23 protein-coding genes are annotated in these 22718 nt (G+C 71.4%); 20 read left to right on the top strand and 3 right to left on the bottom strand.

Annotated elements, in window-relative coordinates:
* Positions 1–69: 69 nt before the first annotated feature.
* Both O7631_RS28455 and O7631_RS28450 read left to right on the top strand, forming a co-directional pair.
* Positions 70–405, top strand: coding sequence for a hypothetical protein (locus tag O7631_RS28455; RefSeq protein WP_088988554.1), 336 nt, complete (start codon positions 70–72; stop codon positions 403–405).
* A 14-nt stretch (positions 406–419) separates the two neighbouring features.
* Positions 420–1340 carry a hypothetical protein gene (locus O7631_RS28450; protein WP_278147092.1) on the top strand — a complete coding sequence of 307 codons (921 nt, stop codon included), beginning with the start codon at positions 420–422 and terminating at the stop codon, positions 1338–1340.
* Between the two features lie 547 nt (positions 1341–1887).
* Here O7631_RS28450 and O7631_RS28445 read toward each other — a convergent pair.
* Complete coding sequence (locus O7631_RS28445; protein WP_278147091.1) at positions 1888–2853, bottom strand: COX15/CtaA family protein; 966 nt, start codon at positions 2851–2853, stop codon at positions 1888–1890.
* A gap of 176 nt (positions 2854–3029) precedes the next feature.
* Here O7631_RS28445 and O7631_RS28440 point away from each other — a divergent pair, with 176 nt between their 5' ends.
* From O7631_RS28440 to O7631_RS28380, 13 genes are all read left to right on the top strand, one after another.
* Positions 3030–3740: a transcriptional regulator gene (locus O7631_RS28440; RefSeq protein WP_278148048.1), complete on the top strand. Its 711-nt coding sequence runs from the start codon at positions 3030–3032 to the stop codon at positions 3738–3740.
* Positions 3737–5167 (top strand): Fe-S cluster assembly protein SufB, encoded by a 1431-nt coding sequence (sufB, locus tag O7631_RS28435; RefSeq protein WP_278147090.1) that lies wholly within the window; start codon positions 3737–3739, stop codon positions 5165–5167. The genes O7631_RS28440 and sufB overlap by 4 nt, the downstream gene beginning before the upstream one ends.
* A gap of 97 nt (positions 5168–5264) precedes the next feature.
* Complete coding sequence (gene sufD / locus O7631_RS28430) at positions 5265–6410, top strand: Fe-S cluster assembly protein SufD (RefSeq protein WP_278147089.1); 1146 nt, start codon at positions 5265–5267, stop codon at positions 6408–6410.
* Positions 6410–6736, top strand: coding sequence for a non-heme iron oxygenase ferredoxin subunit (locus O7631_RS28425; RefSeq protein WP_088988559.1), 327 nt, complete (start codon positions 6410–6412; stop codon positions 6734–6736). Before sufD ends, O7631_RS28425 begins: the two co-directional genes overlap by 1 nt.
* Positions 6736–7509 (top strand): Fe-S cluster assembly ATPase SufC, encoded by a 774-nt coding sequence (gene sufC, locus O7631_RS28420; protein ID WP_278147088.1) that lies wholly within the window; start codon positions 6736–6738, stop codon positions 7507–7509. The genes O7631_RS28425 and sufC overlap by 1 nt, the downstream gene beginning before the upstream one ends.
* A gap of 20 nt (positions 7510–7529) precedes the next feature.
* Positions 7530–8834, top strand: a complete 1305-nt coding sequence (locus O7631_RS28415) for a cysteine desulfurase (RefSeq protein ID WP_278147087.1) — start codon at positions 7530–7532, stop codon at positions 8832–8834.
* Entirely contained in the window at positions 8834–9307 is a 474-nt protein-coding gene (gene sufU, locus O7631_RS28410; protein WP_269683217.1) for a Fe-S cluster assembly sulfur transfer protein SufU, read from the top strand. The genes O7631_RS28415 and sufU overlap by 1 nt, the downstream gene beginning before the upstream one ends.
* 219 nt (positions 9308–9526) lie before the next feature.
* The gene (locus O7631_RS28405; RefSeq protein ID WP_278147086.1) at positions 9527–9988 is read left to right on the top strand and encodes a metal-sulfur cluster assembly factor; all 462 of its coding nucleotides are present in this window, start codon (positions 9527–9529) and stop codon (positions 9986–9988) included.
* Between the two features lie 201 nt (positions 9989–10189).
* Positions 10190–10798 (top strand): TIGR03086 family metal-binding protein, encoded by a 609-nt coding sequence (locus tag O7631_RS28400; RefSeq protein ID WP_278147085.1) that lies wholly within the window; start codon positions 10190–10192, stop codon positions 10796–10798.
* A gap of 358 nt (positions 10799–11156) precedes the next feature.
* A complete protein-coding gene (locus O7631_RS28395; RefSeq protein WP_278147084.1) occupies positions 11157–11789 on the top strand; it encodes a LysE family transporter in 633 nt (210 codons plus the stop codon).
* 37 nt (positions 11790–11826) lie between these two features.
* Positions 11827–12480 carry an acVLRF1 family peptidyl-tRNA hydrolase gene (locus tag O7631_RS28390; RefSeq protein WP_278147083.1) on the top strand — a complete coding sequence of 218 codons (654 nt, stop codon included), beginning with the start codon at positions 11827–11829 and terminating at the stop codon, positions 12478–12480.
* A 72-nt stretch (positions 12481–12552) separates the two neighbouring features.
* Positions 12553–12852 (top strand): muconolactone Delta-isomerase family protein, encoded by a 300-nt coding sequence (locus tag O7631_RS28385; protein WP_278147082.1) that lies wholly within the window; start codon positions 12553–12555, stop codon positions 12850–12852.
* Between the two features lie 27 nt (positions 12853–12879).
* Positions 12880–13239, top strand: coding sequence for an SgcJ/EcaC family oxidoreductase (locus tag O7631_RS28380; protein ID WP_278147081.1), 360 nt, complete (start codon positions 12880–12882; stop codon positions 13237–13239).
* A 52-nt stretch (positions 13240–13291) separates the two neighbouring features.
* Here the strand turns inward: O7631_RS28380 and O7631_RS28375 are convergent, their stop codons facing one another.
* Positions 13292–14215, bottom strand: coding sequence for a neutral zinc metallopeptidase (locus O7631_RS28375; protein ID WP_278147080.1), 924 nt, complete (start codon positions 14213–14215; stop codon positions 13292–13294).
* Between the two features lie 265 nt (positions 14216–14480).
* On the opposite strand from O7631_RS28375, the gene O7631_RS28370 reads away from it, so the two are divergent.
* Positions 14481–16085: an ABC-F family ATP-binding cassette domain-containing protein gene (locus tag O7631_RS28370; protein WP_278147078.1), complete on the top strand. Its 1605-nt coding sequence runs from the start codon at positions 14481–14483 to the stop codon at positions 16083–16085.
* Positions 16086–16104: 19 nt separating this feature from the next.
* On the opposite strand, the gene O7631_RS28365 is transcribed toward O7631_RS28370, so the two are convergent.
* Complete coding sequence (locus tag O7631_RS28365) at positions 16105–16704, bottom strand: cadmium resistance transporter (RefSeq protein ID WP_278147077.1); 600 nt, start codon at positions 16702–16704, stop codon at positions 16105–16107.
* A 215-nt stretch (positions 16705–16919) separates the two neighbouring features.
* Between O7631_RS28365 and O7631_RS28360 the strand changes: the two genes are divergently transcribed.
* The 4 genes from O7631_RS28360 (at position 16920) to O7631_RS28345 (ending at position 22718) form a co-directional block, all read left to right on the top strand.
* Positions 16920–17147 (top strand): helix-turn-helix domain-containing protein, encoded by a 228-nt coding sequence (locus O7631_RS28360; RefSeq protein ID WP_007462679.1) that lies wholly within the window; start codon positions 16920–16922, stop codon positions 17145–17147.
* Between the two features lie 46 nt (positions 17148–17193).
* Positions 17194–17961, top strand: coding sequence for an enoyl-CoA hydratase/isomerase family protein (locus O7631_RS28355; RefSeq protein ID WP_278147076.1), 768 nt, complete (start codon positions 17194–17196; stop codon positions 17959–17961).
* A 114-nt stretch (positions 17962–18075) separates the two neighbouring features.
* Positions 18076–20052: an ABC transporter ATP-binding protein gene (locus O7631_RS28350; protein WP_278148047.1), complete on the top strand. Its 1977-nt coding sequence runs from the start codon at positions 18076–18078 to the stop codon at positions 20050–20052.
* 122 nt (positions 20053–20174) lie between these two features.
* Complete coding sequence (locus tag O7631_RS28345) at positions 20175–22718, top strand: DUF6493 family protein (RefSeq protein ID WP_278147075.1); 2544 nt, start codon at positions 20175–20177, stop codon at positions 22716–22718.

Below are 22718 nucleotides of genomic sequence, written 5' to 3'. Positions count from 1 at the left end.
GGTAATTGGCATCACAAAAGGTTCATGGTTCTCGCACGGAAGGGTGCGAGTCTGCTTAGGCTTCGCGTCATGGCAGATGGTTCCGATACGACGCTGACGGCCGAGCAGACCGCCGGCGAGCAGACGCCCCAGGGCCTGGTTGCAGGGCTCAAGGCGTTCGCCGCTGGACACGGCGGCGCCAAGGCGGTCATCGAGTACGTCGGCAAGCGTGGCGCGCGGATCGTCCTGGTCGGTGCCGACGGTGAGTGGGGCGACCAGTTCGCCGACGACACCGTCACCGCCCGGGAGGCGTGCGCCAAGGCGGGAGTCGCCGTCGAGAACGCCTGGGAGCGTGAACTGATGGACCAGATGCGTCCGAGCAACGACCTCTGGCGGTCGATGGCCCGGCGCACGATGGCCCGCTGAAATAGACACCTGAATTGACCATCCATCACCAGTCGACCCGGGGGGAACCCCGGGTCGCTCTCGTCACCTGTGCCGATCTGGCCGACCTCGACCCGGACGACCGGCTGGTCGTCGCCCCGCTCACCGCCCGCGGCGTCACCGTCGAGACCCCGGTGTGGGACGACCCCGACGTCGACTGGTCCTCCTACGACCTGGTCGTACTCCGCTCACCATGGGACTACGCGTTGCGCCGCGACGAGTTCGTCGCCTGGGCGGCCACGGTCCCACTGCTGGTCAACCCGGCCGAGGTGGTGCGCTGGAACACCGACAAGCGCTACCTCGCCGAGCTGAGCGCCGCCGGAGTGCCGACCGTGCCGACGTCCTGGGTCGAGCCGGGGGAGAGCTGGCAGCCGCCCGCCGACGCCGGCGAGTACGTGCTCAAGCCCTCGGTCAGCGCCGGCAGCCAGGACACCGGCCGGTACGACCTGGCCGACCCGGAGCACCGGGACCTCGCCGCCGCGCACGTCCGCCGGCTCTCCGACGCCGGCCGGGTGACCATGGTCCAGCCGTACCTGCGCGCCGTCGACACCGAGGGCGAGACAGCGCTGCTCTTCCTGGCCGGCCCGGACGGGCTGGCGTTCAGCCACGCGATCCGCAAGGGCCCCATGCTGACCGGCCCGGACCTCGGCCCCGACGGGCTCTACAAGGCCGAGGAGATCACCTCCCGTACCGCCCGACCCGACCAACTCGCGGTGGCCGAGAAGACCCTCGCCGCGGTCCCCGGCGGCACCCGGCAGCTCCTCTACGCCCGGGTCGACCTCATCCCCGGCCCGGACGGCGAGCCGGTCCTGGTCGAGTTGGAGCTGACCGAGCCGTCGCTCTTCATCGGGTACGCCGACGGCGCCCCCGAACGGCTCGCCGACGCGATCACCACCCACCTGGCCCGCCATAGCTGACCCAACCTTTGCCGCGCTGTCGCTCGGGCGTTGCCGCTGCCCGGTGCCCGCACGGCCAAGAGCCGCGTCGGTGTCGCAAGATCCGCACAACTTCGCTGAGGTTGCGGCCTCAGGGCCCGGCGAGCCAGCACTTTCCCCGTTGTTGCGCGGATCTTGGGCAGGGTGATCGGGTGCTGAGCGCGGTGACGAGGGAATCGGACCAAGATCGTGCTCGATCATTGATGTAGGGGGTCGGCGCGTCGCCGAGGCCACTACATCCCTGATCGAGCGTGACCTTGACGGCTGCCGGCGTTCGGGATCCGCTTCCGGTCGGCCGGTGGCGGTGTTGGTCGTCAAGATCCGCGCAAGAACGGGGATGTTGCTGCTTCCCGCGTGCCTGAGACAGCAACATCCCCGAAGTTGCTGCTTCCCGCGGGCTGGAGGCAGCACCATCCCCGATGTTGTGAGGATCTTGGGCGCGGGGCGCGGGGCGCGGGGCGCGGGGCGCGGGGCGCGGGGCGCGGGGCGCGGGGCGCGGGGCGCGGGGCGCGGGGCGCGCTGGGCGTTGTCAGGCGGTGACGGGGATCGGGGTGGCGGCGTCGGCCGGGGTGGCCTGGGGTGCCGCGGTGACCGGCCGACGTTCCCGGGTGGACCACTGCACGGACAGGGTCGCCAGCAGCACCAGGCAGGAGCCGAGCATGTGCGCCCCGACCAGGAGGGCCGGCACGTGGGTGAAGTACTGCACGAAGCCGATCACTCCCTGACTCAACTCCACGGCGAGCAGGACGATCGCGGCGCGGGTGGCGCGCTGCGCGCCGACGGCGCGGAACGCGAAGATCAACGCCACAGAGAGGCCGATCAGCAGGAAGACGGCGTCCGCGTGCACCTGCGAGATCGACTCCGGGTCGAGCCCGTTGCGGGCTGCGCCGTGGTCGCCGGCGTGCGGGCCGCTGCCGGTGACCCAGGTGCCGATGACCAGTACCGCGACGCTGACGCCGGTGGTGACCCGGGCCAGCGTGCGCAGCGGCGTGGGCACGGTGGGCACGGTCGGGCCGTCGGGGTCGCCGATGCGCCGCCAGAGGGCGTACGCGGCGGCGATCACCGCCATCGAGGCCAGGAAGTGCAGCCCGACCACCCACGGGTTGAGGTTGGTGAGCACGGTGATACCCCCGATCACCGCCTGGGCGGGGATGCCCAGGAAGACCGCGACGGCCAGCGGGAGGAGCCCGCGTCGGCGGGGTCGGTACGCCAGCACGGCGAGCAGGGTGGCCAGCGCGATGAGGCCCACCGCGAAGGTCAGCATCCGGTTACCGAACTCGATCACCCCGTACACGCCCATCTCGGGTGTGGTGACGTAGGAGTCGTCGGTGCAGCGGGGCCAGGTGGGGCACCCGAGGCCCGAGGCGGTCAACCGGACGGCCCCGCCGGTGACGACGATCCCCACGTTCGCGATGATCGAGGTGAGCGCGAGGCGGCGCAGCAGGGTGCCGGAGACCGGACGGGCGATTCGGTTCACGGCGCAAATCCTACGCACCGTAGTGATCGAGGTTCGTCCGACTCCGGCGACGCGGTGGTTCGGATCACCGGGACCCGGGTTTGCGACAGTCCGGGCAATTACGTAACGTTGGCGTTGTGAAAAACGCGGCGGCGCTCTCCGGGCAGCAGCCGACGGCCGGTCCGGCTGTCGGTGCGCCCACGTCCGCGCCCGTCGTGAGCCCGTCAGTGGCCACGGCCGCCGAGATCTCCACCCGGGACCGGGTCACCCAGTTGCTGCTGGAGCGGGGTGCCACCACCGCCGCGCAGCTGGGCGTGGCCCTCGGGCTCAGCCCGGCGGCGATCCGCCGACACCTGGACGCGATGCTCGCCGACGGTGACGTGTACGCCCGCGAGCAGACCGTTCAGGGCAGCCGTGGCCGGGGACGTCCGGCCAAGGTTTTCAGGCTGACCGAGGCCGGGCGGGTCCGCTGTGGCACACACCACTACGACAACATGGCCACCGCCGCGTTGCGCTGGATCGCCCGCAGCGGCGGTTCGGACGCGGTGGAGGCGTTCGCCGCCGAGCAGGTTTCCGCTCTTGAGTCCCGCTGCCGAGCGGCCATGGAGGACGCCGGCGACGATCCCCTCGCGCGTGCCGAGGCACTCGCCGCGGCGCTCACCGCCGAGGGTTACGCTGCCAACGCGACCACGATCGCCTCGGGCGGTCAGCTCTGCCAGCATCACTGCCCGGTGGCGCACGTGGCCGCCGAGTTTCCCCAGCTGTGCGAGGCCGAGACCGCGGTGATCTCCCGTCTGGTCGGCACCCACGTGCAGCGCCTGGCCACCATCGCGCACGGCGACGGAGTGTGCACCACGCACATTCCGACCCAGCCGGGCCGTGTTCAATCCGGTAATCCCGTCACCACTGTGAGGACAGATAAATGACCGAGCAGATCGTCCAGCCCCTGACCCAGGAAGAGCAGCTCGCCGCCCTGGGCCGGTACGAGTACGGCTGGTCCGACCCGGACGCCGCCGGGGCAGCTGCCCAGCGCGGCATCAACGAGGCGGTGGTGCGGGACATCTCGGCCAAGAAGAACGAGCCGGAGTGGATGCTCGACCTGCGCCTGAAGGGCCTGCGGCTGTTCGGCCGCAAGCCGATGCCGGCCTGGGGCGCGGACCTCACCGGGATCGACTTCGACAACATCAAGTACTTCGTGCGGTCCACCGAGAAGCAGGCCACCAGCTGGGAGGACCTGCCGGAGGACATCAAGAACACCTACGACCGGCTGGGCATCCCGGAGGCGGAGAAGCAGCGGCTGGTCGCCGGTGTGGCGGCGCAGTACGAGTCCGAGGTCGTCTACCACAAGATCCGTGAGGACCTTGAGGAGCAGGGCGTCGTCTTCCTGGACACCGACACCGCCCTCAAGGAGCACGAGGACATCTTCAAGGAGTACTTCGGCACGGTGATCCCGGTCGGCGACAACAAGTTCGCCGCGCTGAACACCTCGGTGTGGTCCGGTGGCTCGTTCATCTACGTGCCGAAGGGCGTGCACGTGGAGATCCCGCTGCAGGCCTACTTCCGGATCAACACCGAGAACATGGGCCAGTTCGAGCGGACGCTGATCATCGTCGACGAGGGCGCGTACGTGCACTACGTCGAGGGCTGCACCGCGCCGCTCTACTCCTCCGACTCGCTGCACAGCGCGGTCGTGGAGATCATCGTCAAGAAGAACGCGCGCTGCCGGTACACGACCATCCAGAACTGGTCGAACAACGTCTACAACCTGGTCACCAAGCGTGCCGTCTGCCACGAGGGCGCGACCATGGAGTGGGTCGACGGCAACATCGGCTCCAAGGTGACGATGAAGTACCCGGCGGTCTACATGACCGGCGAGCACGCCAAGGGTGAGGTGCTCTCGGTGGCGATGGCCGGCGAGGGCCAGCACCAGGACGCCGGCGCCAAGATGGTGCACGCGGCGCCCCACACGAGCAGCACCATCGTGTCGAAGTCGATCGCCCGTGGCGGCGGCCGCACCTCGTACCGCGGGCTGGTCCAGGTGTTGGAGGGTTCGCACCACAGCCGGAGCACTGTCAAGTGCGACGCCCTGCTGGTCGACACGATCTCGCGCTCGGACACCTACCCGTACGTCGACATCCGCGAGGACGACGTGGCGATGGGGCACGAGGCGACCGTCTCCAAGATCAGCGACGACCAGCTCTTCTACCTGATGAGCCGGGGCCTGAGCGAGGACGAGGCGATGGCCATGATCGTCCGCGGCTTCATCGAGCCGATCGCCAAGGAGCTCCCGATGGAGTACGCGCTGGAGCTCAACCGTCTGATCGAGCTTCAGATGGAGGGCGCGGTCGGCTGACGCCGCCTCCGCCCGGCCAAGGCCGGACCCGGACCCGGTACGCCGGGTCCGGTCCAGCCCGCTTCGACCCTCCGATTCATGACAGACCAAGGAAGAGATGACTACCCAGGCTTCCGCGCCGCCGCCCAGCACCAAGTCGCAGGCGCTGCGCTCGTACGACGTCGCCGACTTCCCGGCCCTCACCGGCCTGGAGGAGGACTGGCGTTTCACCCCGCTCAAGCGTCTCCGTGGTCTGACGGGCGACGTGCCGGCCGCGGCCGGCACGGTCCGGCACGAGTACGGCGACCTGCCCGAGGGCGTGGCCATCACCCGGGTCGGCCGTGACGACGAGCGGGTCGGGAGCGTGCTGACCCCGGTGGACCGGGTCAGCGCGCTGGCCTACGGCGCCGCTACCGACACCCTGCTCGTGCGGGTGGACCCCGACGCGGTGCTCGGCGAGCCGGTGCGCCTGCGGGTGGTCGGTACGGGCGCCGAGCAGCCGGCGTTCGGGCACACCTTCGTCGAGGTGGGTCGCTTCGCCGAGTCGACGCTGGTGGTGGAGCACGTCGGGTCGGCCACCCTGGCCGACAACGTCGAGGTGCTGGTTGCCGACGGCGCGAAGCTGACCCTGGTCACGATCGCCGACTGGGCCGACGACGCGGTCCAGGCCCAGCACCTGAAGGTCAAGCTGGGTCGGGACGCCAAGGTCGTCCACATCCAGGTTTCCCTCGGTGGTGACCTGGTCCGGCAGTTCACCAGCGTGGAATACACGGGTCGGGGTGGCGAGGCCGAGCTGTACGGCGTCTACTTCGCCGACTCCGGCCAGCACCTGGAGCACCGGCAGTTGGTCGACCACAACGTTCCGGACTGCCGCAGCTACGTCGGCTACCGGGGCGCCCTGCAGGGCGTGGACGCGCACACCGTCTGGGTGGGCGACGTGCTGATCCAGGCTGAGGCGACCGGCACCGACACGTACGAGATCAACCGGAATCTGCTGCTGACCGACGGCGCGCGGGCGGACTCCGTACCCAATCTCGAGATCGAGACCGGCGAGATCGCCGGCGCCGGCCACGCCAGCGCGACCGGCCGCTTCGACGACGAGCAGTTGTTCTACCTGATGGCCCGGGGGATCCCGGAGGGTGAGGCCCGTCGTCTGGTGGTCCGCGGCTTCTTCGCGGAGCTGATCAACAAGATCCCGGTGGAGTCGCTGCGCGAGCGTCTCGGTGACGCGATCGAGGCCCGGCTGACCAAGGCCGGCGCCTGATGATCCGGATCTGCTCCACCGAGGACGTGCCGAAGGGCACCGCGATCAGCGCGGACGTCGACGGCACTCCGATCGCCCTGGTGCACGGCGAGGACGGCACCTTCTACGCGGCGTACGACGAGTGCTCGCACGCCGCGGTCGCCCTCTCCGAGGGAGAGGTCGACGGTTGCACGCTGGAGTGCTGGCTGCACGGCTCGCGCTTCGACCTGCGCACCGGCGAGCCGAGCGGGCTGCCCGCCACCGAACCCGTCCCCGTCTATCCCGTCGAAGTCCGCGACGGCGACATCTACCTCAGCCTGACGCCGAGTAATGGAGTGACCCGATAATGAGCACCCTGGAGATCCGCGACCTGAAGGTGTCGGTCAAGCTGCCCGAGGGTGAGCTCAAGCCGATCCTGGCCGGCGTCGATTTGACCGTCCGCTCCGGTGAGACCCACGCGATCATGGGGCCGAACGGCTCCGGCAAGTCCACCCTGGCGTACTCGATCGCCGGTCACCCCAAGTACGAGATCACCGGCGGCACGGTGACCCTCGACGGCGAGGACGTTCTCGCGATGACCGTCGACGAGCGTGCCCGCGCCGGCCTCTTCCTGGCCATGCAGTACCCGGTCGAGGTGCCCGGCGTCTCGGTGGCGAACTTCCTGCGCACCGCGAAGACCGCCATCGACGGCGAGGCTCCCAAGCTGCGCACCTGGGGCGGCGAGCTGCGCGGCGCGATGGAGCGCCTGCAGATGGACCCGGCGTTCGCCCAGCGCAACGTCAACGAGGGCTTCTCCGGTGGTGAGAAGAAGCGGCACGAGATCGTCCAGCTGGAGCTGCTCAAGCCGAAGATCGCCGTCCTCGACGAGACCGACTCGGGCCTCGACGTGGACGCGCTGCGCGTGGTCAGCGAGGGCGTCAACCGGGTCCGTGACACCGGCGACACCGGCGTGCTGCTGATCACCCACTACACGCGGATCCTGCGCTACATCAAGCCGGACTTCGTGCACGTCTTCGTGGCCGGCCGGATCGTCGAGCAGGGCGGCCCCGAGCTGGCCGACAAGCTCGAGGCCGAGGGCTACGAGCGGTACGCCGCCGGGGCCGGCACGGCCAAGGCCTGAGCGGGAGAGGCGCTGCCGAGATGACCAGCATCGCGATCCCCGAGGGGATGCCGCAGTACGACGACGTGCCGCGTTTCGACGTGGCCCGGGTGCGCGCCGACTTCCCGATCCTCGATCGGGAGATCAACGGGCACCCGCTGGTCTACCTCGACAGCGCCAACACCTCCCACAAACCGCGCCAGGTGCTCGACGTGCTCGACGAGCACTACGCGCGGCACAACGCCAACGTCTCGCGCTCGGTGCACACCCTGGGCACCGAGGCCACCGAGGCGTACGAGGGGGCGCGGGCGAAGGTCGCCGCGCTCATCAACGCGCCGAGCGTCGACGAGGTGGTGTTCACCAAGAACTCCACCGAGGCGATCAACATCGTGGCGTACGCCTTCTCCAACGCCTCGCTGCGTCCCGACGGTGACCCCCGGTTCCGGCTCGGTCCCGGCGACGAGGTGGTGATCTCCGAGATGGAGCACCACTCGAACATCGTCCCGTGGCAGCTGCTCTGCGAGCGGACGGGCGCGACCCTGCGCTGGTTCCCGGTCACCGACCAGGGCCGGCTCGACGAGTCGGGCCTGGAGGACCTGGTCACCGAACGGACGAAGATCGTCTCGCTGGTGCACACCTCCAACATCCTCGGCACCGTCAACGCGACCGCCCGGATCACCGCCCGGGTCCGCGAGGTGGGCGCGCTGCTGCTGCTGGACTGCTCGCAGTCGGTGCCGCACCTGCCCATCGACGTGGTCGACCTGGACGCCGACTACATCGTGTTCACCGGTCACAAGATGTGCGGGCCGACCGGCATCGGCGTGCTCTGGGGCCGGGGCGAGCTGTTGGCGGCCATGCCGCCGGTGATGGGTGGCGGCTCGATGATCGAGACGGTCACCATGGGTGGCTCGACGTTCGCCGCGCCGCCGGCCCGGTTCGAGGCGGGCACCCCGCCGATCGCCGAGGCGGTCGCGCTGGGCGCGGCGGTGGACTACCTGACCAGCGTGGGGATGCGCGCCATCCAGTGGCACGAGAAGGAGCTGACGGCGTACGCGCTGGACGCCCTCGCCTCGGTGCCGGACCTGCGGATCTTCGGCCCGACCGTGCCGGTGGGTCGGGGCGGCACCATCTCGTTCGCGCTCGGCGACGTGCACCCGCACGACGTGGGTCAGGTGCTCGACTCGCTCGGCGTGCAGGTGCGGGTTGGTCACCACTGTGCCAAGCCGGTGTGCAGCCGGTTCGGGGTCCCGGCCATGACCCGGGCCTCGTTCTACCTCTACACCACCACGGAGGAGATCGACGCTCTGGTGGCCGGTCTGGAGCAGGTGAAGAAGGTGTTCGACTGATGCAGCTCGACCAGCTCTACCAGGAGATCATCCTGGATCACTACAAGCGCCCGCACGGGCGTGGACTGCGCGACGCCGAGGACTCGGGCGACCGGGTCGCGGAGGCGCACCACGTCAACCCCACCTGCGGTGACGAGGTCACCGTCCGGGTGGCCACCGACGGCACGGTCCTGCACGACGTCTCGTACGACGGGATGGGCTGCTCGATCAGCCAGGCCTCGGCGAGCGTGCTGCACGAGTTGCTGCGCGGTCGGGGCACCGGGGAAGCATTCGAGGTGCACGAGGCGTTCGTGGAGTTGATGTCCGGACGTGGCCAGGTCACGCCGGACGAGGACGTGCTCGGTGACGGCGTGGCCTTCGCGGGTGTGGCCCGCTATCCCGCCCGGGTCAAGTGCGCGCTGTTGCCGTGGATGGCGTTCAAGGACGCCGCGGCACGTGCCGGCGTGGGCGTCAACCCGGAGGTGACGGCATGAGCGAGCGTCAGCGAGTGAATCGGTGGTGCAGCGCGGTGGTGCCTCATGGCGTCGCGGAGCGCAGCGGAGCGATGGCATGAGCGAGCGTCAGCGAGTGAATCGGTGGTGCAGCGCGGCCTCATGGCGTCGCGGAGCGCAGCGTAGTGACGGCATGAGCGGGAACAATTGGTGCAGCGCAGTGCTGCCCGGTGGCGGCACGGAGCGAAGCGGAGTGATGGCATGAGCAGCGAGAACACGGCAACCGCAGCGACGCCGGAGGCCGGTGACGCCACCGCGACGCCGCAGACCGACGCCGTGGCGACCAACGACGCCGCGACGGAGCCCGGCGACGCCGGCACCCCGGCGGGCGGCGTCAGCAAGGCCATGATCGCCGACATCGAGGAGGCGATGAAGGACGTCGTCGACCCGGAGTTGGGCATCAACGTGGTCGACCTGGGTCTGGTGTACGGCGTGCACGTCGACGACGAGAACGTCGCCACCCTGGACATGACGCTCACCTCGGCGGCCTGCCCGTTGACCGACGTGATCGAGGACCAGGCTCGGCAGGCGCTGACCACCGGTCCCGGGGGCGGGCTGGTCAACGACATCCGGATCAACTGGGTGTGGCTGCCGCCGTGGGGCCCGGACAAGATCACTGATGAGGGTCGGGACCAGCTCCGTTCCCTCGGCTTCAACGTCTGACCCGACTCCGTTCGACCATCTTCGAGCGCGGTACCCCGTCCGGGGTGCCGCGCTCGATGCTTTCTCAGTCTCTCGGCTCCGACGGTGGAACGGATCGTTCCGGTCTGATAGGCTGATCTCAGCAAACGGAGCGGAACATTCCGCTCCGCAGACGGGTGGGGACACCGCTCGTCTGACGGGATCGGCGGAGGGGTCAGGACGATGAGCGAGATGGCAGCGGCGCAGTGGCGGATCGTGCTCGACGAGGCGCACACGGCGCTCCGGACGGCCGTCGAGGGCGTTCCGGCCGACGCCTGGGACCGGCCCACCCCGTGCGAGCGGTGGACGGTCACCCAGGTGCTCCAGCACGCGACAGGTGACCAGCTCGCCTTCGCGTCGGCGATCGTCGGTGGGCCCGGGCCGACGGAGGACCCGTTCGCGCCCTCCGGCCGGATCGAGGGCGACAAGCTGGTCGACCTGCACGCCGCCCTCGACGCATCCGCCCGCGCCTGGGCGGGTGTCGCCGACGACAACCCGCAGGTGCCCACGCCGCTGCCCCAGGGCAAGCTCCCGGCCCACGTCGGCGCCGTCGCGTGCGCCCTCGACGCGGCAGTGCACGCGTGGGACATCGCGGCGGCCACCGGCCAGCCGTCCCCGCTCGGCGACGACCTGGCCCGCCCCCTGCTGGTGGTCGCTCGGCAGATCGTCGAGCCGCTCCGGAACTACGGCGCGTACGCCCCGGCGCTCACCACCGGCCCGGAAGCCGACGAGGTCAGCGCCCTCCTCGCCTACCTCGGCCGCGACCCCCAGTGGTCCGCCGAAAAGGGCTGACAGAGCCGCGCCCCGCCCAGCGCCGAGTCCTCGTCGCCGAGATCCACGCAACATCGGGGATGTTGGTGTCTCCCGCGCGTCGGAGGCAGCAACATCCCCGATGTTGTGACGATCTTGGGCGCGGCCGGCGGCGGCGCGGGGCGCGAGGCGCGGGGCGAGCGCGGGGCGAGCGCGGGGCGCGGGGGCGCGGGGCGGGGAAAAGCGGTGGCGGGGAAAAGCGGTGGCGGGGGCGGGGCTTCGGCGCGCAGGATGCGCGTGTGATTGAGGCGTACCCGATGCAGGTCCCTGTCCGTGCGGCGACTGCCGTGCGTCGACAGCGGCCGGTCCGGCGGCGAGCCTCGACGCACCACCGACGGCCGTGACCGGGGCGTTCCTCGCCGGTCTGGTGGCCGGCTACGGCGTCGCCATCCCGGTCGGCGCGATCGCGATCCTCATCCTGGGGCTCAGCGCCCGTACCTCGTTCCGGGTCGGTGCCGCGGCGGCGCTCGCGGTGGCGACGGCCGACGGTCTCTACGCGGCGGTCGCCGCTCTCGGTGGCGCCGGGCTGGCCGGGCTCGTCGCGCCGGTGGCCGGGCCGCTTCGGGTGGTAGCGGCCGTCGTCCTGCTGGGCCTGGCCGCGCACGGCCTAGGGCGGACCTGGTCCGCGCACCGGTCACGGCGGACGCCGACGGCACCCGTCGGCGGAGGGCTGAGCACTCCAGGGCGGGCCTACGCGGCGTTGCTCGGGCTGACCCTGCTCAATCCGGCGACGGTGCTGTACTTCACCGCGCTGGTGCTCGGTCGTCGGGACACCGCCAGCGCGGGAGCGGGCGCGGCGGTGCTCTTCGTGGCGGGCGTGTTCCTCGCGTCGGCGAGTTGGCAGTTGCTCATCGCCGGTGGCGGCACCGTGGTCGGTCGGGCGTTGAGCAGTCCCCGCGGCCGGCTGGTCACCGGCCTGGTCTCCAGCGCGCTGATCGCCGCGCTGGCGGTGGTCGCGCTGCTGCCGGGCTGAGCGGCCCGCCCACCCGGCCGTGCCGTACGGTCGGGCGATGACCAGTCGACCCGCAGCCGGAGGTGGTCGCTGGGTGGAGGTCGACCCGGCCCGCGTCGGCCGCTGGGTCGAGGGCTTCGCCGACCGGCACGGCCCGCACACCACAACGGTGCGGGAGTACGGGCTGCTGCTCACCGCCGACGACGGGGCGACCGCCGAGCTGTACGCCCCACCCGGTGCGCCGGCCGGCGACGACGTCGCCGGGTTCGTGGCCGCCGCTGTCGCGTCCCGCCGGATCGGCCTGCTGCTGGCCCGCAAGGGCGCGGTGGCTGTCGGCGTGGCCGATGGCGTCGACCTGGTGGTCTCCAAGGTGGACAGTCGCTACGTGCAGGGGCGCACCGCCGCAGGGGGATGGTCACAGCAGCGGTTCGCCCGGCGGCGCGACAACCAGGCGAAGGCCGCCATGGGTGACGCCGCCGACCTGGCCGTACGGCTGCTGTTGCCGGAGGTGGCGAGGCTGACCGCGGTGGTCTGCGGCGGGGACCGGCGGGCGGTGGACACGGTGCTGGCCGACCGGCGGTTGGCCCCGCTCGTGCCGCTGCGCGCGGAGCGGCTGCTCGACGTGCCGGAGCCACGGCACGCGGTGCTCGTCGCGGCGGTGACCGCGGCGCGGGCGGTGCACATCCGGCTGCGTGACCCGGAACCCGGCTGAGGTCGGGAGACGACCGCCACGCGAAACGGGGTTCCCGGCCTGTCGCCGCGCCGCCGGACGGAGGATGGGCACGTGGAGTTTCTGGTGGACATGGTGACGACGGTGCCGGAGGGCACGTCGGAGGACGGGGTCGCCGCGATGCGTACGCGGGAGGCGGCGCGTTCGGCCGAACTGACGGCGCAGGGCAGCCTCCTGCGGCTGTGGCGACCGCCGCTGGCGCCGGGGGAGTGGCGTACCTGGGGGCTGTTCCAGGCCGACGACGCCGAGGCCCTGGAGGCGGTACTCGCGTCGATGCCGTTGCGGGCGTGGCGGCGGGAGAGCGTCACGCCGTTGACACCGCACCCGAACGACCCGGGCCAGCCGGCCCGATGACCCGCGCCGCCTAGCAGGGAGGTCACCATGTCCGACGAGCAGATCCTGCGTACCGTCCTCGACCGGTGGGCGTCGGCGGTCGACGCCCACGAGCCGGAGCGCGTCGCGTCGTCCTTCACCGAGGACGCGATCTTCCAGGGGCTGCGTCCGTACACCGTCGGCCGGGCCGGGGTCGCCGCGTACTACGCCTCCCAGCCGCTCGGCCTGACCGCCGTGTACGACGTCCGGGAGGTCCGCCGGTTCGCCGACGACCTGCTCCTCGGTTACCTGGATGTGCGCTTCGGTTTCACCGACCGTCCTGCCCTGAGCGTGCACCTCGGCGTGGTCGTGCGGCGGGTCGACGACGACTGGCTGATCGCGCATTACCAGGTCTCGAAGCTCGACTAGCCCCGCCAGCGCGATCGGCGCCGACGGGGCGGGTCGGGTGGGGCGGGGGACGTCAGAGCTGGTCGGTGCCGAAGGTGTCGCAGACCTTCGGGTCGCCCCTGTCGTACCCCTGGGTGAACCAGCGCTTGCGCTGCTCGGACGTGCCGTGGGTGAACTGGTCCGGGTTGACCCGGCCGCCGGAGCGTTCCTGGATGCTGTCGTCGCCGATCGCCTCGGCGGCTTGGACGGCCTCGCTGATGTCGGTCTGGGTGATGGATGTGAACAGCGGCTCCTGGCCGGTCTTGTCCTTGCTCTCGGTGGCGTGCTTGGCCCAGGCGCCGGCGTAGCAGTCGGCCTGCAACTCCAGTCGCACGGAGGCGGACTCGGGGCCGCTCTGGTCGCCCTGGCCGGCCTTCGCGTTGGTGCCGAGCAGGTTCTGGACGTGGTGGCCGTACTCGTGGGCCAGCACGTAGGGCTGGGCGAACTCGCCCTTGGCCCCGAAGCGGGAGGCCAGCTCGTCGTAGAAGCTCAGGTCGATGTAGACCTTCCGGTCGGCCGGGCAGTAGAACGGGCCGACGCCCGAGTCGGCCTGCCCGCAGCCGGTGTTCACGGCGGCCTGGAAGAAGTTGGTGGTGGTGGCCTCGTAGTCGCCCTTGCCCAGTTCCGGGTACGCCGTCTTCCAGTACGCCTGGATGCTGTTGACGTAGAGCAGGTTGCGGCAGCGTGCGTCGTCGAGACGGTCGGGGTTGGCGGTGGAGCACACCTGGTCCAGGTCGCCGCCCCCGGCCTGGCCGCCGTCGTCGCCGTTGGTCATGGCGTTGAGACCGAAGCCGCCGCCGAGCAGGGCGATGAGCACGGCCACCACGATGCCGATGATGCCGCCCCGGCCACCGCCGCCGGGGATGGGGATGCCGATGCCGCCGCCTGACCCGCCGCTGCCTCGGCCCAGGTCGTTGGCCTGGGAGGTGTCGAGCTCGGCCCGCTCGTTGAGTTCCATGGTGACCCCGATCGCCGTATGCCGGTGAGAGTGTCTTGTGTGTGTCGTTTCGTCCATCAAGTGCCGGACGGGGTCCGGACAGGCGTTCCGGTACCCGATGATCTTGATCGGTAATCCGAGCGGGTCGTTCGTGAGCGCCCGGTACACTTGTCGGGTGCTGCGCTGCGAAGGCTGAACCGCCCCGCGCCGTCGGGCCTCTTGAGCCCGCCGGCCGTTTCGCGTGCCCCGAGTCAGCCTTCCAGACCCCGAGAGCGAGCCCGACACCATGATCACTGCCACCGGCCTGGAACTGCGTGCCGGTTCCCGCATCCTGCTGTCCGACACCACGCTGCGGGTGCAGCCCGGTGACCGGATCGGCCTGGTCGGTCGCAACGGCGCCGGCAAGACCACCACCTTGAAGGTGCTCGCGGGCGAGGGACAGCCGTACGCCGGTCAGATCGACCAGCGCAGCGCCATCGGTTACCTGCCCCAGGATCCTCGCACCGGCGACCTCGAGGTGACCGGCCGCGACCGGGTGCTGTCGGCGCGCGGCCTGGACGTCCTGATGGCGCAGATGAAGGAGATCGAGGCCCAGCTCGCCGAGGACGCCAACGACAAGCTGGTCCGGCGCTACGGCGCGTTGGAGGACCAGTTCGCCGCCCTGGGCGGGTACGCCGCCGAGGCCGAGGCCGCCCGGATCTGCGCCAATCTCGGTCTACCGGACCGGGCGCTCGCGCAGACCATCGGCACCCTCTCCGGTGGTCAGCGGCGCCGCATCGAGCTGGCCCGGATCCTGTTCCGGGACGCCGGTGAGAACGGCGGCGGCATCCTGCTGCTCGACGAGCCGACCAACCACCTCGACGCCGACTCGATCACCTGGCTGCGCGGCTTTCTCGCCAACCACAAGGGCGGCCTGATCGTGATCTCCCACGACGGCGCCCTGCTGGAGTCGGTGGTCAACAAGGTTTGGTTCCTCGACGCCACCCGCTCGGTCGTCGATGTCTACAACCTGGGTTGGAAGGCGTACCTGGAGGCACGGGAGACCGACGAGCGGCGTCGCCGCCGGGAGCGGGCCAATGCCGAGAAGAAGGCCGGCGCGTTGATGGCGCAGGCCGACAAGATGCGGGCCAAGGCGACGAAGACCGTCGCCGCGCAGAACATGGCCCGCCGCGCCGAGAAGCTGATCTCCGGCCTGGAGGAGGTGCGGGTCGCCGACCGGGTGGCCAAGGTGCGTTTCCCCAGCCCCGCGCCGTGCGGCAAGACCCCGCTCACCGCGAGCGGCCTGTCCAAGTCGTACGGCTCGTTGGAGATCTTCACCGACGTCAACGTCGCCGTCGACCGGGGCTCCCGGGTCGCCATCCTGGGGCTCAACGGTGCCGGCAAGACGACGCTGCTGCGGATGCTCGGCGGGCTGCTCAGTCCGGACACCGGCGAGGTGCACGCGGGTCACGGGCTGCGGCTGGGCTACTACGCCCAGGAGCACGAGACGCTGGACGTGGAGCGGACGGTGCTGGAGAACATGCGCGCCGCCGCCGTCGAACAGTCCGACACCGACCTGCGCAAGATCCTCGGTGCGTTCCTCTTCTCCGGTGACGACGTGAACAAGCCGGCCGGGGTGCTGTCCGGTGGCGAGAAGACCCGGCTGGCGCTGTCCACCCTGGTCTGTTCCGGCGCCAACGTGCTGCTCCTCGACGAGCCGACGAACAACCTCGACCCGGTCAGCCGGGAGCAGGTGCTCGACGCGATCGCCAACTACCCGGGCGCGATCGTCCTGGTCACCCACGACCCGGGCGCTGTGCTCGCGCTCAAGCCGGACCGGGCGATCCTGTTGCCCGACGGCGACGAGGACGCCTGGAGCGACGACCTGCTCGAACTGGTCGAGCTGGCCTGATCAAGCTCTTGGCCGGCCCTCAGCCGAGCAGGTCGACCAGTCGGCCGAGAACGCCGGAGCTGACCAGGATCACCACGCCGATGCCGACGAAGATCGTCGGCACCAGCCAGTGGCCGGCGCGTTCGACCAACCGGACCACCCTGGGGTGGCCGCCCAGCCAGGCGCCGACGGCGCACCACACCGCGATGAGCACCACGAAGACCAGGAGGAACACCGCGCTGTCGGCCACGCCGAGGGCCCGGAAGACGGGTACGTAGACGGCCACGTTGTCAGCGCCGTTCGCGATCGTCACCCCGGCCACACCGAGCGTTCCAGTGACGACGGTGGGGGTGTCGTCCTCGTCGGAGTGCCGTAGCGCGCGGACGCCCAGCACGATCGGCAGGAGGCCGAGAAGCCCTGTCCACGGGTCCGGCACCACGAGCAACCCGGCCGCCACCACCGCGCTCGCCAGCGCGAGCGCGCCGATTCCGATGTATTGGCCGGCGACAATCTGCAACGGGCGGGGTCGGCCGGTGGTGCGGGCCGCGACGAAGAACAGCGTCAGGATGACGATGTCGTCGATGTCGGTAGCGGCGAACACCACAGCCGCTCCGGCCGCCGTGCTGAACAGGTCGATCACGACGGCAGGTTACGGCTCGTCGGCGACAGCCGTCGCCTTCGGGGGGTACGCCCGGAGGCCGGACGGGGCCGATTGCCAGGATCACTCTATCGGGAAGCTGACATTGCATAGCGTGTCGGTTGGCGAAGAGTTGATATCTGGCGCATGATCGTTCGAGGCGGTCTAATAGGTGGGACCGTATCCGAACCGCACAGTCTGGGACGTGAGGACACAGCATGGCAGCCACTGGCACAGCCACCAGCACTGAGAAGGGTCGCCGGATCGTCGGAGCCGAGCGTCAGACGCTCGCCAAGGACCTGGTAAAGCGGTACACCTCGGGGGAAAGTATCCGCGCGTTGGCGGCCTCGACCGGCCGTTCCTACGGGTTCATCCACCGAGTGCTCACCGAGTCCGGGGTGCAGCTGCGTCAGCGCGGTGGTGCCCGACGCCGCAAGAAGGCGTGACCCGCCCCTCAGCGTCGTCCACCAGCGCCGCGCCCCGGGTTGCCCGGTGACCGCCGAGGCGACCGGGGTTCGGCTGACCTGCGACGGGCCGGTTGCCACGGTGACGTTGTGCCGGCCCGACGTGCTCAATGCCCAGACGCCTGCCATGTGGCGGGCGATGAGCGACTTCTCCCGCGACCTGCCCGGCGACGTGCGGGTGGTGGTGGTCCGGGGCGAGGGGCGTGCGTTCTCCGCCGGCCTCGACCTCGCGGTGGCCGGTGCTTCCGGCCCGGGCTCGTTCGCCGAGCTGGCCACGCTGCCCGAGCAGGAGTGTGCCGAGCGCATCGCGGAGTTCCAGGCCGGCTTCACCTGGCTGCACCGTCCGGACGTCATCTCGGTGGCGGCCGTGCAGGGCCACGCGATCGGTGCGGGTTTCCAACTCGCGCTCGCCTGTGACCTGCGTGTTCTCGCCGCCGACGCGAAACTGTCGATGGCCGAGGTGACCCTTGGCCTGGTGCCCGACCTGGCCGGCACGAAGCGCCTCGTCGAGCTGGTCGGCTACGCCCGGGCGCTGGAGATCTGCGCGACCGGCCGCCGGTTGGACGCCGCCGAGGCGGACCGGATCGGGCTGGCCACCCTCGTCGTGCCGCCGGCCGAGGTGGACGAGGCGGTCCGGGACCTGACCGCTGGTCTGCTCGCCGGGGCCCGGGACGCGGTGGTGGAGATCAAGGCGTTGCTCGCCGGCGCGGCTGGGCGGTCGCACGCCGAGCAGCAGCGCGCCGAGCGGGAGGCACAGACCCGTCGGCTGCGCGACCTGGCGGGCCGCGGAGAATAGGTAAGGACCGCACGGGAAGATCCGGGTTACGACCGAGGTTGTCACAGTCGTCGGGAGAATTGACCTGACGACGCGGTCTGCCCGACAACCCGGAGGTGAGCGATGTCCAACCCGATGTCCGGAGGCGGCATGGCCGGGTGGAGCATGCTCCGGTCGATGCGCAACCGGGACGAGGTCGCCACCCACCGGCTCAAGCGCGGCGTGGCCCGCCGCATCGTCGCCTTCGCCCGGCCCTACCGGCGCGACATCGTCGTCTTCCTGGCCACCGTGGTGCTGGCCGCCATCATCGGTGTGGCCACTCCGGTGCTCGCCGGTGACGTGATCAACGCGATCAACCGGGGCGGCACCGAGGCCGGCCGACTCGTGGTGCGGCTGGCCCTGTTCATCGCCGCCCTGGCGGTCGCCGACGCGCTGCTCTCCCTCGCCCAACGGTGGTATTCCGCCCGGATCGGCGAGGGCATCATCTTCAACCTGCGCACCCGGGTCTACGACCACGTGCAGCGGATGCCGTTGCAGTTCTTCACCCGTACCCAGACCGGCGCCCTGGTCAGCAGGCTCAACAACGACGTGCTCGGCGCCCAGCGGGCGTTCACCTCCACCCTGTCCGGCGTGGTCAGCAACGTCATCCAGCTGGTGCTCACCGCAGCGGTGATGTTCACCCTCTCCTGGCAGATCACCGCGCTCTCGCTGGTGCTGCTGCCGATCTTCATCATCCCGGCCCGTCGGGTGGGTCGGCGGCTGGCCGACATCACCCGGGAGGCGTACAACCTCGACGCCAAGATGAACGCGACGATGACCGAGCGGTTCGGGGTGGCCGGCGCGCTGCTGGTCAAGCTCTTCGGTCAGCCCGAGATCGAGGCACGACGGTTCGCCGGCCGGGCCGAACGGGTCCGTGACATCGGCATCCAGTCCGCCATGTACTCCCGCACGTTCTTCGTGGCGATGCTGCTGGTGGCCTCGCTGGCGCAGGCCCTCACCTACGGCCTGGGCGGGTGGCTGGCGGTGACCGGCGGCGTCAGCGCGGGCACCGTCGTGACGCTCGCGCTGCTGCTCACCCGCCTGTACGGCCCGCTCACCGCGCTCTCCAACGTCCGGGTGGACGTGATGAGCGCCCTGGTCTCGTTCGACCGGGTCTTCGAGGTGCTCGACCTCGCGCCGGGCATCGTGGAGAAGCCCGACGCGGTGCCGGTGCCCCGGGGGGCCGGCCGGGTCGACTTCCGCGACGTGCGATTCCGCTACCCGAGCGCCGCCGAGGTCTCCCTCGCCTCGCTGGAGGAGGTCGCCACGCTCGACCGCACCGTCAACGAACCGGTGCTCAAGGGCGTCTCGTTCAGCGTGGAGCCGGGGCAGATGGTCGCGCTGGTCGGCCCCTCCGGCGCCGGCAAGTCGACGCTCTCGATGCTCATCTCCCGCATCTACGACGTCAGCGACGGCCAGGTGCTGGTCGGCGGGGTGGACGTACGCGACGCCACGCTGGCGTCCCTGCGCGACGAGATCGGTGTGGTCACCCAGGATTCGCACCTGTTCCACGAGACGATCGCCGAGAACCTGCGCTACGCCAAGCCGGACGCCACCGACGACGAGATCTGGGCCGCGCTGGCCGGCGCCCAGGTGGCCGACCTGGTCCGGTCACTGCCCGATGGTCTGGACACCACCGTTGGAGAACGCGGCTACCGCTTCTCCGGCGGCGAGAAGCAGCGCATCGCGATCGCCCGGCTGCTGCTCAAGGCACCGTCGATCGTGATCCTCGACGAGGCGACCGCCCACCTGGATTCGGAGAGCGAGGCGGCGGTGCAACGGGCGTTGGCGGTGGCGCTGACCGGGCGTACCGCCCTGGTGATCGCGCACCGGCTCTCCACAGTGCGCGACGCCGACCAGATCCTGGTCCTCGACGGCGGGCGGATCGTCGAGCGGGGCCGGCACGACGAGCTGGTGGCCGTCGGCGGGCTCTACGCCGAGCTGTACCGGACCCAGTTCGCTGTCGCCGACTCGCCCACCCCGTTCGTCGACGCCACCGGCCCCGAGCCGGTGGTCATGCCGCTGGGCACCTACCGCGCCGACGAGGTCCTGCCGCCCGCCGCCGCGAACTGAGCCCCGGGCGCGGTCCCGGGTCGGCCGTTCGCTGTCGCATTCGTGTCGGTCGGTTGCTCTACGGTGTGCGCCGTGCAGACGTACCGGAACTTGCTCGTGTCCGCCGTCATGGGGGTGGGGCGGTGACCCACTTCCTCAGGTGCCTGAGCCTCGGCGACGTGTCCGCCGTCGGCGCGCTGCTGGGCACGCTGGACGAGCCGGCCCGGCGGACGCTCGGCGCCGAGCTGACGGCCCATGTGCGCAGCCGGCGGGATACCTGGTGGGTGGACAAGGAGGCGACCACCCTGGCGGTCGCCGCGGTGGGCACGTTGAGCACCGCCACCAAGGTCGCCGCCCTGCTCGGCCGGCGCTCGGTCGAGCTGGGTAACGCCGACCCGCGGCCGGTGATCGCGGCGGCCCGCCTGCGGGGTGTGCCCTGGTTGGCCGAGGTGGCCTACCGGCTGGCCAAGCGGTTGCCCCGCAGCCGCTCGTGGGACGGTTGGCACTTCATCGCCGGCCTGCTGCTGGCGGAGAAGGCAGCGCCCCCCACGACTGACGCGTTCGTCGCCGGTTGGGCGCAGTCGCTGTGGGCGGCGCGATTCGAGAGCCGGCCACAGACACTTGTCGAGCGGCTCCGCGCCGACCCCTACCTCGACGCACTGCTGCCCCGGCTGTTCGAGGTGGACGGGATCGGCACCGACCTGACCTTCAACGGCGCCGGGCAGGGAGTGCCCCCGGCGTTGGTGGCGCTCGCGGCCGAGGGGCGACTCGACCGGTCCACGCTGCTCGACGGGGCCCTCGGCCGCCTGTTGCGCGGCGATCGGCCGACCTCGCTGCGTCCGTTCCTCACCCTGCACGACCTGCTGGCTCCCACGCCGGCCGAGGTGACGGCGCGAGCGAGCACGTACCTGCGGCTGCTGGCCGACGCGCCGGGGCCGGTCGCCGGCCTGGCGCAGCGGGCGCTGCGTGACGCGGGCGGCGACCTGGACCTCGAGTCGGTGCTGGACACCGCGCGGGTCGTGCTGGGTCGACCGGAGAAGGCGCTGGTGCGGGCCCAGCTGTCCTGGTTGGACCGACTGGCCCGGCAGAACCCCGACCGGGCGGCCGACATCGCCGAGGCCCTGGTGTCGGGTGCCGCCCAACCCTCCGCTGCTCTGCGCGACCGCGCGCTGGCCCTGGCGCGGCGACACGGCCACCGGCCGGTCGCCACCGTCACGGTGGCGGTGGCCGGCGACGAACTGCCGCCGCCGGTGTCGCCCGCGCTCGTGCCGCCGCCGATCACCGACGTGGACGAGCTGGTGGAGGAGATCACCGGGCTGCTCGGTCGACAGTGGCCCGCGCTGACGCTGGAGCGGGTCCTCGACGGGCTGGTCCGACTGGCCACCCGCGAGCGGGACGGGCTGGCAAGTGCCCTACCGCCGGTGCTGCGGCGCGCGGAGATCCGCGCGCACAACGGCAGCTGGGCGACGTTCAACCTGAGAGCCCAGTTCAACGGTGTGCTGCTGGCCATCGCCGCACCGACGGAGGCTCACCATCGGCGCGACCAGTGGGCCCGCATCCTCCGGCAATCGGTGACCTGGAGGGACCGGCTCTTCCGACGCCGTTCGGCGGTCGCTCCGTCCCAGCGGCCTCCGCTCACGCAGCTCTACTGCGCCCGGCTCGCCGAAATCGGGCAGCGTCTGGACGGCACGAACGACCCCGGGCTGCTGGCCGCTCCGACGTCCACCACCGGGGCCATCGACCCGGTGGCGCTCTACGAACGGTTGGACGCGCTCGGCGACCGGCCGGTCTGGCGGTGGGACCTCACCCAGGCCCTGCTGCGGCTGCCCGTCGGCGTGGACGACGCCCTGGCCACCCGCGCCGCGGCGCTCGGCACACCAGCCGGAGACGAACTGGCCGGCTGGCTCCGCGGGGCAGCCCTGGCGGCGCCCGTGCAGGAGGTGGTCACGGTCGGTCGGCGCGAGCGCCGCCACGGGTTCGACTACGGCTACGACCACCTGCCCGCGCGGCGTACCCTCGTCGCGACCGGTCCGCCGGAGGGCGTGGCGGACCCGATCGGCCTGCTCACCGTGCCGGTCCGCCCGATCGGGCAGGGGCCCGCCGACTGGAGCGACCTGTGGCCGGCGTTGCTGCCGGGGCATCGGGGTCTGGTCGCCGCTCGCCTCCTGCCCGGTCTCGCCAGCGCCGCGCAGGAGGACGCCGAAGGGCTCGGCGCGGTCCTGCCGCAACTCGCCGAGTGCACAGGCGTCGGCGGCCCGGCCGTCGACCTGGCACTGGCGTACGGGCTGTGCGCCCGACACGAGGCGGACCGGGTCGCCGCCCTCGACGCTCTCCTGATGCTGGCCTCGGCCGGTGAGCTGGACGCCCCGGGCGTCGGAGGTCAGCTGGGCACGTTGGCGGCGGACAACCAGGTGACGCTGACGCGGGCGGTGACACCCCTGCGGGACGCGGTCGCGGCCGGTGCTCGGCTGAGTGTGTGGCGGCTCCTCGCCGCTGCGTTGCCGCCGGTGCTGGCCGCGTCGACCGCACCCCGTGGCACGCCCGACCTGCTCGCCCTGGCCGCCGAGACGGCCGGCGCCACCGGCGTCCGCATCGAGGTGGCGGGGCTGGCGGACGTGGCCGCGCGCGCCGGCACGAGCCGGTTGGTGAAGGAGGCCCGTCGGCTGCACACCGCGTCGACCACCTGA

The organism is Micromonospora sp. WMMD967 (genome assembly GCF_029626165.1).
Taxonomy (GTDB): Bacteria; Actinomycetota; Actinomycetes; order Mycobacteriales; family Micromonosporaceae; genus Micromonospora; species Micromonospora taraxaci.
This window is presented reverse-complemented; position numbering and strand designations above follow the sequence as displayed.